Genomic DNA, 13,312 nt, shown 5'->3' on the forward strand with positions numbered 1-13,312 from the left:
GGGGCTTCGTGCATGGTTCATGCCATCAGCTGGCCGGTAACCTGTTGAGCACCACGCTCACCTAACACCGGCACCTCCTTCTTGATCCGCCATGGCACGTGCGCGTCCCGCTCGCACTCGACCGTGATCCGCACCGGCATCCCATCGACCTGATCCGCCCACCATCTCCGGTCAGGATTCCAAGGTGGCGGGATCGTATCCTCCAACGCGCACACCAGGTCTTCGCCGACCACTACCCCATCGGGGAAGGTCACGTACCGGCCGGATGGGTCCACGTTCTCCACGTTCGTGTTGAGTCTGTACGGACCCCACACTTGCCGCGCAACTTCCTCAGCTGTGGGGCCGCCCGCGAGTAGGCTCTTGGCCCGGTTGGGCCGGTCGTCGCGGATTCGAACCGTAACCCGGTCAAGACGCTCCAGGCCGATGGGACCGTCGAGCCTGATACGCAGCTCGGCGCGGGACCCGTCGTCTTTGGCGACGCAGGTATAGGTGAGCTGGGGGGTTAGGGCGTTCCACCGCCGGTCTCGGTCGGCGTCCTTAACGACCTGGGCGGATTCGTGGGCGGCTTTGTTGGCTGATCGGGCGGCTTGCCAAGCCAGGAGACCAGTGGCCGTGGTGGCGACAGCGGAGATGATTCCGGTGACTGTTTCGGTGTTCACAGGGGAATTGTGGCGAGGCGGATCAACTCCGCTGGTTCCGACGTGCGATCGTGGGACGTAGATCCGCAGCGGTCCCGCCCGCGACCGGGTTCCAAGTGGCGCAGTCCGTCGAGGGCGGCATCGAGCAGTCGCCGCCGTACTCGGTCCACGACCAGTTTGATCTGATCGATCACATGGGGCGGTAAGTCATTCTTGTCGATCGGTAGAGGCCGGCTCCGCCGATCGATCGACCCGTCTTCCACGGGATGTCCGCCTTCCCCGACATTTCGGTGATCTGTGGTGGTTGGTCAGGCGTCCCGGAGGGCGCCGGGAAACTGCGCCAGCGTCCTCCGCTTGGTTCTCGCCGCCGGAGCTCTCGAGCCGGTTGAGGAAGCAACCTGGCGGCTTCGGTGATGAGAGCGGGGAGTTCGGCAGGCGTAGGGAGAGCTGCCAAGTCCTCAACGGATACCCACTTGGCGCCACCAACCTCTTCGACTTGAGCCGTCAGGTTGCCGCTGTTGGCTTGGCAGATGTAGACGAAGTCGATGTGCCGGTGTGGTCCGACCTTGCGGTCTTCGATGTCCATCTCGATGATGGCGAACGGGCTCGGGATGCTTCGTACGGCGGGGTGCCGGAACGGCTGGGGGCCGAGGATGTCCGCGATGATTCCGGTTTCCTCATGCACCTCGCGGAGCGCAGCCTCGGCGGGGTCTTCGTTGGGGTCGATGTGCCCACCGGGGTACAGCCACAGGTCGATCTTGTTGTGGTGCACGAGCAGGACGTGGCCCTCGTCATTGAAGACGATGGCTGAGCTGGTGAAATGACGGATCATGCTCGGGTTTCTCCCTGGGCGATCTGGGCTACGCGGTCGGCCATCCACGCTACGGTCGCGTCCGTCATTCCGGGGTGAACTGGGAGCTGGACGGTGGTCGTGGCGAGGTGTTCGGCGTTGGGGCTCTGGTTGGCGTAGGGCTGGAAGATGGGCTGGTGGTACAGCGGCCGGTAGCGCCACCGGATCGAGTCGGGTGGGAGGCCGGCGGCTTCGAACGCGGCGGCGACTTGGGGGATGCGGTCCTTGATGGTGAGGACGAGGTTGTAGTAGTTCGGCTTGTCCTGGACCCCGTACGGCAGTTCCCGCAGCAGGCCGCCGGGAGGCAGCGCGGCGAGGATGCGTTGGGCGTTGTGGCGGCGTCGGTCGAGTTGGCCATCGAGGAGCTTGAGACGGCGCAGGCCGATGGCGGCCAGGGGGCCGGCGAGCTTGTAGTTGACGCCGTGGGTGGTGCCGCGCAGGTGGCCGAGGTGGGTGTACCAGTCGATGCGCTCGCCGAGTTCCTCGTCGTCGGTGAGGACGAAGCCGCCCTCGCCGGTGGATAGGAGCTTGCGGTCGTGGGTGGAGAAGCAGCCGACTGCGCCGTGGGTGCCGGCGAACTGGTTGCCGACTCGGGTGCCGTGAGCTTGGCATGCGTCCTCGATGACGGGCACTCCGGCTTGGGCGAGGAGGTCTGCGCTGGCTCTTTCGTCGTTGGGATAGCCCCAGAGTGGGAGCGTGATGGCGGCGCGGGTGCGTCCGGTGAGCTTGCGCTGGATGTCGGCGGGGTCGAGGGCGAGGGATTCGGGCAGGGTGTCGACGGGGACGGGTGTGGCTCCGCAGGTGAGTACCGGCATGGCGGTCGGCAGGGGTGCGGTGGCGGGGACCAGGACTTCCGTGCCGGGTCGGACGTCGAGGGCGATGAGCGCGGCGTGCAGCGCGGAGGTTCCCGAGTTGACGGCGATGGCGCGGCGGGCGCCGAAGCGCTTGGCGAGCGCGTGTTCGTAGATAGTGAGCACGGGGGCGCCGCCGGAGAGGCGGCCGTCGTCGAGGGTGGCGCGAATTTCGTCCAGTTCGCCGCAGGGCGCGGGGGTGTACCGGTCGTCGACGGGGTTGAGGACGTCGTGGCTGCTACTTGTCATAGGTCAGCACCACCTTGATGGTCTCCTCGGGGCGCTGGGCGATCAGGTGGTACGCCTCGGCCGCCTGGTCGAAGGGGAAGCGGTGGGTTACCAGGCTGTCGACATGCACGTGCCCCCTGATGACGAGGTCTCGGGCGGTGGCGCTGAGTCGGGGCAGGTCCCAGGCGGGATAGGCGCGCTGTGGGCAGCCGTTGACGGTCATGGAGGAGACCAGGGTGATGCGGTTGCGGTGGTACTCCTCGCCGAGCCGTAGGCCGTTCTGGTCGCCGTGGTAGGAGGCGACGGTCGCGACCTGGCCGCCTATCCGGACGCAGCGGATCGCCTCGTGCAGGCCGCCATACGAGCCGGAGGCTTCGATGGCGACGTCCGCGCCCTGTGGGCCGCAGAGCTTGCGCACCTGTACCGCTATGTCGTCGTCGGTGGCGGCGTGCACGGGTGTGATGCCGAGGGAGTCGGCGGTGTCCAGGCGTAGCGGGTAGCGGTCCACTCCGATGACCTTGGCGGCTCCGGCGAGCCGCGCGAGTTGGCCGGCGAGAAGGCCGACGGTGCCGAGCCCGACCACGACGACGGTGTCGCCGAGGCGTACCTCGGCGTCGTGCACGCCGCCGAGGGCGACCCGCGCCAAGATGAAGAAGACGGCGCGTTCGGCGTCAACACCGGCCGGCAACCGGCTGGCGACGGCAGCGTCCGCGGGAACGATGTGCGCGGTGCCGTGCGGGCGATCAAGGGTGACGAGGTCACCGATGCTCACTTTGCCGACAGCGGCCTCGCCGACGGCGGTGACCCGCGCGATGGTCTCGTAGCCCGGCGCTACCGGAAAGTCCCGCCCGGCACCGTCGAGGAAGATGCGTCGCTGCGAGTCCCAGGACCGGTGTAGCGCGGCGGCGTCGCCGGCCACCCAGGCCATCTCGGTGCCGTGGCTGATGCCGGAGACGACCGATTCGGCGTAGACGGCGTCGGGGCCGAGTGCGGGCAGGTGCTCTCGAACGATCTCCACCTGGCCCGGACCGGTGATCATGACCCTGCTGCAGGGAGGCGCGTGGGCAGTGCGTGGCTGTGCGACGTCGGTTTCGGTCATGACCTCTCCAGGGCTGGTAGGCGGGCAAGGAGCGCGTTGACGTCTTCGTCGTTGAAGGCGTCGAACTCGCTGGTGTCGAGCCGGATAACTCGGCTGGCGTAGTCACCGAGCGGTGTGTCGAAGGCGTGGGTGAGGTATTCGAGGTAGGCGGTGGACAGCGCGGACTCCATGGGTCTGCCGCGTTGCGCGACCCGGCGGGCCAGGACCGGCGCCGGGGCGGTCAGTGCGATGAGAAGGTCGGGTCGTGCGGCGGCGTCGCTCCAGGTGACGCAGGTCTTCCTCACCCGGCTGGCGTCCTCGGGCGGCAGGGTGGTGTGGGCGAAGACGACCTGCTGCGCCATGGACCAGTCCGCCACGACGGCTGTGCCCTGGGTGAGTAGCTCGTGGATCTCGCGAAGTTGAGCGACGCGCAGCGCCAGGAAGGTCAACTCGACCTGGAGAGCCAGGGCCACGGTGCAGGTCTTCCCGGAGGCGTAGAGCTTCGGTAGAGCGGGGTTGTCGACGAACGGGTCGCGCATCAGGCGCGCTCCGAGGCGCTCGGCGAGTCGCTGTGCGAGGGTCGTCTTGCCGGCACCCGTTGGCCCGGCGAGTCCGATGAACATCAGCGTTGGCCCTCTTGCCGGGATGCCTGTCGCTTGGCGGGTTCTGGCTTTGGCTGTTCCGTCATGACAGCGGGTCCTCTCATGCCAACCCCGGCGAGGAAGTTGGCGAGGAAGGGGCTCGCCGGCTGGCCCCGCGCCGCGAGGTGGTCCTTAGGTTCAGGGCGCCAGTGAGACACCGGGACGAGCGCGGCGCGGTCCGCGCGCGATGCTGCGCCGGGTTGGGGCGCGACCATGGCGAAGTCACCGAACAGCGCTTGGACGTCGGCGAGGTGGCGGAGTTGAAGGGGGGTGGGGGTGCGCTGGTACAGCCGCTGGACCTCCTCGGTCTGGCTGGTGGCCGTGCCGGAGGTCGCGTGGGAGATGACGAGGGCGCTGCCGGGACTCATTGCGGCGCGGAAGGGTTCCACGATGGCGTTGACGTCGCCGGGGATGAAGTGCAGTACCGAGACGAACAGGACGGCCATCGGGCGGTCGAGGTCGATCAGCCGTTGGGTGGTGGGGTTGTCGATGATGAAGTCCGGGAAGCAGATGTCGGCCTGGATGACGTCCACTCGCGGATCGACTCCGAGTAGGGCCCTGGCGTGTGCCACGGCTACCGGCTCGACGTCGACGTAGAGCACCCGCGCGTCAGCGTCGACGGAGTGAGCGATGTCGTGAACGTTGCCGACGGTCGGTATGCCTGAGCCGAGGTCAATGAACTGGCGTATGCCCTGCTTTAGCGCGTATTGGACGGCGCGGCGCAGGAACGCTCGGTTGGCGCGGGCAGCATCGGCGACGTGGGGTGCGACGGCCAGGACGGCGTCGGCGGCTTGACGGTCGGCGGCGAAGTTGTGGCTGCCGCCGAGGAAGTAGTCGTACATTCGCGCGGCGTTCGGGCGGCTCAGGTCAAGCTCGGCGGGTGCCCAGCTCATCGCCTCGGTTCCCATGGTCGTTCCCCAGGTGCTGGCTTGGGCGTTTGTGATCGCCCTCGGTGGTGGTGGCTGCCCGATGCTTGTGGCGGTGTCGTGGCTGCTCATCGGTACACCGATACGGCGGTTTCGCCGATGAGGTCTTCGACGGCGCAGATGATCTTTTCGGTGGCGGGTGTGTGGTGTCCGGCGCGGGCGAGCATCTGGCGGAGTCGGTCGCGTAGGTCGGTGTCGAAGCCGTCGAGGTAGAGCTCGGATTCGAGTCGCAGGGCCCGTAGTAGACCGGCGAGAGCGTCGGTTTGCGGGTCGGGGTCGTCGTAGCCGAGGACGCCGTAGCGCAGGCGCCCGCGGACGCGGTGGATGACCGCGGGGTCTGTCGGCGGGTAGGCGATGGCCCGGCCGAGCATGCGGCGTCTGGTGACTTGCTCGACCAGGCCGCCGGCGATGAGCCCTGCGGTGACCTTGTCGTAGGCGTGCTCGCCGAGTAGCCGTACGGCTTCACGGACGGACAGCGAATGGTGGTGGCGGGCCAGGAACGTCAGGGCCCAGTCGGCGACCGGATCGCCGGTGGGTTGCCGGTGCACGGCGATGGCGGCGTCGCCGACGACGCGTACCCGCTCGATCGGTGCGACCAGGTTGGTGAGGATGGCTCCGGCCAGCGCGAGCGACAGGGACGGCAGGTGAGCCAGCGGAGCGCCGCTGTCGTTGTGGGTCAGTACGAACAGCTCGACGCGCAGCGGGAGGCGGACCGGCGGGGTGTCGAAGGCGGCGTGGCTCATGGCGGGTCACCGGGCCGGCTCGGCGATGCGGCGCAGCCGCTGGTGCACCCCGCTGTAAGGGCTCGCGCCCGCCAGGACGGCTTTGGTGAGGGCGGCGTGCATGGTGTAGAGCGGGTCGCAGACGTTGCCGGGTGCGGCGCGGCCGGCCTGTGAGACGAGCTGGTAGGCGTCGAGCAGTTCCAGTCCGGTCAGTTGTGCCGTCCAGGTGATCAGGTCGTGCTGGCTGATTCGGTACGCGTCCTCTAGGGGGCGGGCGGCGCCGATCGAGATGATCCGGTGGTCGGTCTCGATGCGCGGCCATGGTGTGGTCACGCCTTTGATCAGGTCGACGGCGATGGTGACGTTCATGGCGGTCTCCACCGCGACGCCGCACACCTCGCCCTGTCCTTGGCGGGCGTGGCCGTCGCCGATAGCGAACAGCGCGCCGGGGACGTTGACGCCGAGGTAGACGGTGGCTCCTGGGCGGACCTCCGGGGTGTCAAGGTTGCCGCCGTGCGCGTCGGGCGCGATCGTGGAGCGTGCTTCCCCGCCGCCTGGGGCGACTCCTACGGTGCCGAGCATTGGCTCAAGGGGCATGACGATCGTGTGGTCGGAGCGGCGGGCGTGGTAGGTGACGGTGCCGGCGGTGGTGTCGATGGTGTAGCGCCAGACTCGCTCCTCGATCGGCGGGTGCAGCATCGCTGTGGTGTGGGTGCCGGTCAGTGCTCCGAAGTGCGGGAAGGTGGCGGACATGCCCCAGTCGCGGGCGGGGGTGATGGCCGCGAAGTGCAACGCGAGGGTGTCGCCGGGTTCCGCCCCGGCCACGTGGAAGGGGCCGGTGACGGGGTTGAACGCCTGGCACACCTTTGAGGGCAGGTCGTCGACGGTGAGTACGGTGCCGCCGAAGCAGTCCTCGGTGCTGGTGACCAGGAGGCTGCCGGGTTTGATCTCGGCAACCGCCGGGTGGGTGCCGAAGGTGTGGCGCAGTTCGTTCTCGGTCGGCTGGTAGGTGACCGTGCTGGTCATGCCGACTCCCTTCCGCTGGCGAGGCCGGAGAGCTCGGGGCGACGACCAGCGGCGTACAGACCGGCCAGGGTCAGCAGGCCGAGGATGAGCCAGACGAAGCCGAGGCGTTGGGCGGCCACGTTGGCGTTGACCACGACGTAGGCGAGGATCGTGAACCCGATTCCCGGAAGGATCAGGTGCGCGACGTAGTTGCGGCTACGGCGGCGGACCAGGTAGTGCCAGACGACGGCGAGGTGCAGTACGAGGAACGCGGTCATCGCGCCGAAGTTGATCAGGCTGGACAGCAGCGTGATGCCGTCGGTGCGCCAGTTCATGTAGAGCCCGATCGCCAGCGACACGACGGCGGTGAGGGTGATGGCGTGGGTGGGCACGCTGTGGCGTACCGACACCGTGGCCAGGAACTTCGGCAGTTGCCGGTCGCGGGCCATGGCGTACAGCAGCCGCGAGGTGGCGACCTGCGCGACGAGGGAGTTCGCCACGCCCCAGGCGACGGCGGTGGCGACCGCGCACAGGGTGGCGAGCCAGGGTCCACCGGCGATTCGCGCGGCGTCGTAGAACGCCGTCCCGTCCGGGTCACCGTTCGCGAGCAGGCCGCCCGGGTCGGGCACCAGCAGCGCGGCCATCCAGGTCTGGGTGATGAACAGCAGTCCGGCCACGCCCAGCGCGGCGGCCATGGCACGGCCGATCTGTCCCGCGCCGCCCTTGTTCTCCTCGGCGAGCATGGAGATGCCGTCAAAGCCGAGGAAGCTGAGCACGGCGATCGACACCGCGCCGAACACCAGGGTCCAGGTGAACGTGTCAGGGTTGTAGAGCGGCGTCCAGGAAAAGCCCTGTCCCTTGCCCTGCGCGAGAGCACGACCGGCTGCGGCGAGGAAGATCACCAGGACGATGACCTCGCCGATGAGCATCACGCGGGTAATGAGGGCGGTCATCCGGATGCCCCGGTAGTTGACCACCGTGTTGAGCAGCACGAAGCCGACCAGCCACACCCAAACGGGAACCGCCGGCACGGTGGAGTGCATCGCTACCGCCGCGATCAGGTACAGCAGGCTCGGCACCAGCACGTAGTCCAACAGGATGGCCCAGCCCGCGAGGAAGCCGACCGGTGCGCCGATCCCTCGCCCCGCGTAGTTGTAGACGCTGCCGGCCAGGGGAAACGCCTTGACCATTTGGGCGTACGAGGCGGCGGTGAACACCAGCGCCACCATGCCGATGACGTACGCCAGCGCGACCATCCCGCCGGCACCTGCGTAGACGGATCCGAAGATGCCCATCGGCGCAATCGGCACCATGAACACCAACCCGTAGAAGAGCAGGTCGGCGAAGCCGAGTGAGCGGCGCAGCTCAGGCCGATACCCGAACCGCGACGAGTCCGGCGGCACCTGCGCCACGCCAATCTCCGGTGGAGGCGCTGTCTGCCTGGTGTACATGGTCTTTCGTTCCTTCCTGTCGGTCATCGATGCCGGCGCTCTCGCGGCGGTAATGGAGCTGGCTAAGCGGCGGCAGCGGCTCAGCAGGCAGACGCGTAGCCAGGAACTACTGGATCGGCTGCTGGAGGCGCCAGACGATGGACAAGTCCTGGGCGCAGCCCCCGACCCGCACGGCGACGAACAAGCGGCGGAAAATGCCACCGAGTTCCTCAGGCGCCGCGTCCGCCACCAACCCCGGCACCGCCACCGCCTCCAGCACCAGCTGTTCGATGTCCTCGGCATCCACGGCGGTCAGCCGACAACCGCAGGGCCCTCGGTAGGCACGCTGACCGAGCATCCGCACAGGCTGCAGCGACGTGCCGCAACCACGGCAGAGCAGCAGCCCCTCAAGGGTGAAGGCCCCCGAGACAAGCGGTTTGGGCTGCGCCTGCCGTTCACCGCTGCGCCCGGACGCGGCACGGCGAACGCGGTCGCGCACGTCCTCGCTTCGCACGTCAATGGCCACGGGGCACCTCCACCATCACCGCTGCTCGCAAACGCGAGGGCCGGCCACAGCGGTGGGGGTGTGCCGAGGTCCGAATCGCCCAATCCATCGCCGTGGTTGTCTGTGTGACCAGCCTGCGGGTCCGGCCCGTCCCCTGACGACGCGTGGACGTTCTAGTGTTGTCCTAGTTTCAGCTCGTCTACGCCCGCCGTCGTCTACTACGCTGCCGACTGCGACAATGACGCTGCGTGCATAGCCTGGGGGCAATCCCGTGGAGACGGTACGGCGGTGGACCGGCCGCGAGGCGAAAGCATTACGCCTGGCTCTACGCATGAGCGTGCGCGGATTCGCCGAGCACCTGGGCGTCAATCCAGCGGCCATCTCCAACTGGGAAAAGCGCGGTGCCGCCACCCGCATGCGCTACGAGACCCAGCAGATGCTCGATGTCGATCTGGCCAGGTCGCCGACCGAGGTCAAGCAGCGGTTCGCCCAAACCCTCAAGGCGTCAGCGACCGCAGATCTGAGCGCCTCGACCGTGCCGGCCGACGGCAGCCAGCCCACGAGGCAAGATCTCGGTACCCGTTCCCAAGAACGAACGGCCGCCGTCCTCGCGACGCTCGGTGGCCAACACCCCGATGATCTCGCGTATACGCCCCCAGCCGACGTTCAGCGCCTGGTTGCGGACTTCCTCGCCTCGACCGCGCGCGTCTACCTGATCACGGGCCCCCCAGGCTGTGGCAAGACCAGCTTCACCCGCCATCTAGCGTCGCAGGCCCCCGGAGTCGATGTTCAACTGCTGACCGCGGACTCGTGGACCGCGGACATCGACCTGGCGCGGGAGATACTGCGCTACGGCTCCCAGCAAGCCGGCGAGGATCCACAGCTGACCCTGGAAGATGAGAGCCAGCACCTGTCCAGGCCGCTGCTCGTTGTCGTCGACAGCCCGCAGTCCCGCGCCGTGGTGGACAAGGTCTGCCGACAGCTAGACGGCACGCTGCGGCAGGTGCTTTCGGGCAACCTGAGGTTCTTCCTCGTACTGCGCACCCCGCCGGAGATCGAGCTCGCGCCCTACCCCGTCCTGTCGGCAGCGATCATGCCTAATCAGGATCACGGTGCCGGCCCTTCGCTGCCGCTGGACCGCTGGGACGCCGGCACCGCCCGAGAGGTGTGGAACGCGCAGCGGCGTTCCGACGAGCCTTCTTTCGACGCCCTGCCTCCGAAGATTCGCAACCTGGCGCGCCTGCCGCTGTACATGAGCCTCATCCGGGCTGCCAGGTCAACTGAGCCGCTCGGGCAACCCAACGCCTACCGTCTCGTGGAATTCTGCGTCGCCTCGATCTTGAGGGCAGCGGGCCTGGACGTCGACCATGCGACGGCGGACCTGACGGCAGTCGCGCGAAGGCAGCTCGCTGCGGCATGGCCGCACCATCTGCTTCCTGCGATCGAAGCCGACCCGCCAGGGAATATCGGCGGCCTCACCGCTTCCCCGATCGCGAGACTCGTGCGGTCCGGCCTGTCCGGCAGCCTGACGTTCCATCACGACGTGATTCGTGAGTATCTCTTCGCACGGTGGCTCGCCCAGCTCATCGAGTCTCACGGTCGCTCGACGATCACCATCGAGCTGCTCAACGACCTTGCCGCTCGCACGAGCACATCAGGCGACTTGCGAGGCGTCCTGGAATTCCTACTGCAGGGTTTGGACGCGACGTCACCGGAGCTGCTGGCCGCCGTCGCTCAATCGCCGTCGCTCAGCATCACCGAGACGCTGCCCCTGATGCTCGAACTCACCGGCGAAAGCCCAGCCTTCGCCACGGCTGAGGTGCTGCGCGTGTGCGCCTCTCGATGTCTGCACGACAATGGCCTGCAGCTCGCCAGAGCCCTCCTGCACACCAACGCAGCAGCTACCGCGCTGGGCGCGGAGTACCCCCGATGGATGCTGCGGGTACTGCGCCGCTTCGGCCCGGCAGTCTGGTCCGACATCGTGGCGTGCGTCGAGAGGCAGCTGCCCATCGCGGCCGTCCAGGACTTCGTCCGTCTCGCGCAACTCGACACCGTAGAGGACGCGGTGTTCCTCGCCCGACACTTCTACGTCTTCCTCGCCGCTGACGACGGCAGTTCCCAGGAGCTGAAGGCACTCCTGGCTCACCCCGACTGGCGAGCCCGCGCCGCCCTCGCCGAGGGCATCCGAGCGGGCCACGCGATCCCACATCAGACGATGATCTCGATCATGGAGTCATTGGCCGCGGACCGCGACTACAAGGTCCGCGCCACCGTCGCCGACGCCGTCGGTCGGTCGACCGCACCCGGCCTGGAACACCTGGTCGCCACTCTCCTCGAAGACCGGAACTGGCACGTCCGCGAACGCCTCCTCCATGGGCTGTCCTCCAAGGTCGCAGACAACGACTCGGCCGCCGAACTGGTCATCCGGGGCCAAGAAGCATGGCGTGATGGCCCTCGAAACGTCCGAATCGCCGCGCAGCGGCTTCTACTGAAGTGCGGCAGGGAACCGCTCCAGGACGCGGATTCCTCCCTTAGCGCCCTGTTCGGCCTGCTCCGAGAAATCCGCACCGGCGCCCTGAGGCTACCCACGAACGTCCAGTCCGCCCTGATCAGCCAGGGCGTCGCCTCGACCGACTGGCTCGTTCGCACCGAAGCCAACCTGCTCGACCGACACGACATCGCCACGAGCGCAGCCACAGGCATCAGCAAGGAGGCCTTCCGGCGTCTACGAGGCGGACGCGCCCTCCAGGTCGCACTCGACGTCCGCGACATCGACCACGCCATCGCCGTCGCCCAGGCCGCCGCCACTGCGAGAGTGCAATTCATCGAGATCGGCGATCCGCTCATCAAGAGCGTCGGCGTCCAAGCCATCAGTGCCATCAAGCAGCGAACCCCTGGTGCGTGGATCGTCGCCGAGATGATGTCCGCAGACTGGGGACGCGACCAGGTGGTCCTCGCGACCGAAGCCGGCGCCGACGTCGTACTGCTCATCGGACCCGCCAGCATCGCCAGCGTGTCCGCAGCGGCCGAAGCGAGCAGACGCCTGGGCGTCCCCATCATGATCGACGTGCCCGAGGGCCGGCTGGTCCAGGGCTGGGTGCAGGACATGGAACGCGCGGGAGTCGACGGCTTCGCCATCACCACGAACATCGACCTGGGCGTGGCCGGCTTTCACCCTCTCGACCAGGCACAACTCATCAGGTCGTGGACGAAGCTGCCGGTCGCGGTCTCCGGTGGTTTCGAACCCACCGACGTTGAGGCCAGCCGACGACGCTCATGGGACATCCTCGTCGTCGGTCGCGGAGTCACCGACTCCCTGGATCCCACCGTCGCCGCCCGGGACCTCGCCGCTTCGATCGAACTCACCGAAGGACACCACTCATGATCATCGCGCCGCTCACGGTCGACCGGATTCCCGACCTCGAGAAACTGCTGGCGCTGGGAGAGCCGTACATCAGGCTGCGGGGCTCATCGGACTACTGGCTGTACGCCACGCTGTTCGCCAACACCTGCCCACTCGCCATCATCGACGGGCAGGTCGCCGGCAGCGTGATCGCCTTCCGAAGCCAGGTCGACCCATCACAGATCTACCTACAAGACGTGATGACGCACCCCAGCCACCGCCGTCAAGGGGTCACGCGGGCGCTCGTGGAGGAGGTTCATCGCCAAGGCGCCCTCTGGGGGTGCCGGCGCCTATTCCTCACCTCGGAACCTGACAACCACGACGCGCACAGCGCATGGCTCGGCTTGGGCTTCAGTAACCGCTCAGGAGACACCACCGAGCAAGGCGTGTCCGTGATCTACGACTACAAGGGGCCGGGGAAGCACCGGGCCGTGTACGAGCGATCGATCAGCGGCTAGCGACAAGCGGCCCGCCCTAGTGCCGAATCTTGGGCATCTACTTGCCAGACGTAGGGAATGCCTGACATCGCCAAGTCTCAACGTCGGACAGGCGGCGGCAGACCGTGAGCGGCGCGACACCGGACGCCGCTACGACACAGCGCGTGCACGACCGTTGGCGTTCGGGTGAAGCGGGCCGCGCCCGCCCCGAAGGGGGCGGGCGCAGGTTACACGGCGCGTGGCGGTGCGGGTTGGTGGAGGCGGAGTAGGCGGGCGAGGGTGGCGGCTTGGTCGACGGTGGGGAGGCCGGCTTCGGCAGCGAGGGCTTGGATCTCGGTTTCGGTGTCGGGGTCGGTCAGGTAGCGGGCCATCGACAGCGTCCCCGGCAGAACGGCAGGGTGGGTGTCGGGGTGTGCGGTCGGGGCCTCGCCGCCGGTTGTCCGCGTGGGCGGGGTCGGCGGCGACGGGTGTGGTGTGTTCGCGCGTGATGTCTGGTCACGACGGGTGGCCATGTCCCTCCCAGGACGGCTCGTGGCGTGAGGTCGACGTGTCGGGCCATGGGGATCTCCTTCGCGGTGGTAGGAACTCGTTGAAGATC

12 protein-coding genes are annotated in these 13,312 nt (G+C 68.0%); 2 read left to right on the forward strand and 10 right to left on the reverse strand.

The window, feature by feature from the left end; genetic code table 11:
• Positions 1-17: 17 nt before the first annotated feature.
• The 10 genes from D7223_RS01865 to D7223_RS01910 form a co-directional block, all read right to left on the reverse strand.
• Positions 18-659, reverse strand: coding sequence for a hypothetical protein (locus D7223_RS01865; RefSeq protein WP_120724090.1), 642 nt, complete (start codon positions 657-659; stop codon positions 18-20).
• A 169-nt stretch (positions 660-828) separates the two neighbouring features.
• A complete protein-coding gene (locus D7223_RS01870; RefSeq protein WP_238161488.1) occupies positions 829-1,470 on the reverse strand; it encodes an NUDIX hydrolase in 642 nt (213 codons plus the stop codon).
• Complete coding sequence (locus D7223_RS01875) at positions 1,467-2,588, reverse strand: DegT/DnrJ/EryC1/StrS family aminotransferase (protein WP_120724092.1); 1,122 nt, start codon at positions 2,586-2,588, stop codon at positions 1,467-1,469. The genes D7223_RS01870 and D7223_RS01875 overlap by 4 nt, the downstream gene beginning before the upstream one ends.
• Positions 2,578-3,606: a zinc-dependent alcohol dehydrogenase gene (locus D7223_RS01880; RefSeq protein ID WP_120724094.1), complete on the reverse strand. Its 1,029-nt coding sequence runs from the start codon at positions 3,604-3,606 to the stop codon at positions 2,578-2,580. Before D7223_RS01880 ends, D7223_RS01875 begins: the two co-directional genes overlap by 11 nt.
• A 56-nt stretch (positions 3,607-3,662) precedes the next feature.
• Complete coding sequence (locus D7223_RS01885) at positions 3,663-4,268, reverse strand: deoxynucleoside kinase (protein ID WP_120724097.1); 606 nt, start codon at positions 4,266-4,268, stop codon at positions 3,663-3,665.
• On the reverse strand, positions 4,268-5,179 hold the full coding sequence (locus tag D7223_RS01890) for an SAM-dependent methyltransferase (RefSeq protein ID WP_120725629.1): 912 nt from the start codon (positions 5,177-5,179) through the stop codon (positions 4,268-4,270). Before D7223_RS01890 ends, D7223_RS01885 begins: the two co-directional genes overlap by 1 nt.
• 101 nt (positions 5,180-5,280) lie before the next feature.
• Positions 5,281-5,955 carry a GOLPH3/VPS74 family protein gene (locus tag D7223_RS01895; RefSeq protein WP_120724099.1) on the reverse strand — a complete coding sequence of 225 codons (675 nt, stop codon included), beginning with the start codon at positions 5,953-5,955 and terminating at the stop codon, positions 5,281-5,283.
• A gap of 6 nt (positions 5,956-5,961) precedes the next feature.
• On the reverse strand, positions 5,962-6,960 hold the full coding sequence (locus D7223_RS01900; RefSeq protein ID WP_120724101.1) for an acetamidase/formamidase family protein: 999 nt from the start codon (positions 6,958-6,960) through the stop codon (positions 5,962-5,964).
• Positions 6,957-8,390, reverse strand: coding sequence for an APC family permease (locus tag D7223_RS01905; RefSeq protein ID WP_186832186.1), 1,434 nt, complete (start codon positions 8,388-8,390; stop codon positions 6,957-6,959). Before D7223_RS01905 ends, D7223_RS01900 begins: the two co-directional genes overlap by 4 nt.
• A 106-nt stretch (positions 8,391-8,496) precedes the next feature.
• A complete protein-coding gene (locus D7223_RS01910; protein ID WP_120724103.1) occupies positions 8,497-8,895 on the reverse strand; it encodes a recombinase zinc ribbon domain-containing protein in 399 nt (132 codons plus the stop codon).
• Positions 8,896-9,145: 250 nt separating this feature from the next.
• On the opposite strand from D7223_RS01910, the gene D7223_RS01915 reads away from it, so the two are divergent.
• Together D7223_RS01915 and D7223_RS01920 are read left to right on the forward strand one after the other, a co-directional pair.
• Positions 9,146-12,259, forward strand: coding sequence for an orotidine 5'-phosphate decarboxylase / HUMPS family protein (locus D7223_RS01915; RefSeq protein WP_238161491.1), 3,114 nt, complete (start codon positions 9,146-9,148; stop codon positions 12,257-12,259).
• Positions 12,256-12,735, forward strand: a complete 480-nt coding sequence (locus tag D7223_RS01920; RefSeq protein WP_120724105.1) for a GNAT family N-acetyltransferase — start codon at positions 12,256-12,258, stop codon at positions 12,733-12,735. Before D7223_RS01915 ends, D7223_RS01920 begins: the two co-directional genes overlap by 4 nt.
• Positions 12,736-13,312 lie beyond the last annotated feature (577 nt).

The organism is Micromonospora endolithica (assembly GCF_003626595.1).
Classification (GTDB): Bacteria; Actinomycetota; Actinomycetes; order Mycobacteriales; family Micromonosporaceae; genus Micromonospora; species Micromonospora endolithica.

Coding starts and splice junctions, on each gene's coding strand:
- D7223_RS01885 (WP_120724097.1), bottom strand. CDS start 4,268: ATGTTCATCGGACTCGCCGGGCCAACGGGTGCCGGCAAGACGACCCTC.
- D7223_RS01920 (WP_120724105.1), top strand. CDS start 12,256: ATGATCATCGCGCCGCTCACGGTCGACCGGATTCCCGACCTCGAGAAA.
- D7223_RS01875 (WP_120724092.1), bottom strand. CDS start 2,588: ATGACAAGTAGCAGCCACGACGTCCTCAACCCCGTCGACGACCGGTAC.
- D7223_RS01870 (WP_238161488.1), bottom strand. CDS start 1,470: ATGATCCGTCATTTCACCAGCTCAGCCATCGTCTTCAATGACGAGGGC.
- D7223_RS01905 (WP_186832186.1), bottom strand. CDS start 8,390: ATGTACACCAGGCAGACAGCGCCTCCACCGGAGATTGGCGTGGCGCAG.
- D7223_RS01900 (WP_120724101.1), bottom strand. CDS start 6,960: ATGACCAGCACGGTCACCTACCAGCCGACCGAGAACGAACTGCGCCAC.
- D7223_RS01880 (WP_120724094.1), bottom strand. CDS start 3,606: ATGATCACCGGTCCGGGCCAGGTGGAGATCGTTCGAGAGCACCTGCCC.
- D7223_RS01895 (WP_120724099.1), bottom strand. CDS start 5,955: ATGAGCCACGCCGCCTTCGACACCCCGCCGGTCCGCCTCCCGCTGCGC.
- D7223_RS01890 (WP_120725629.1), bottom strand. CDS start 5,179: ATGAGCTGGGCACCCGCCGAGCTTGACCTGAGCCGCCCGAACGCCGCG.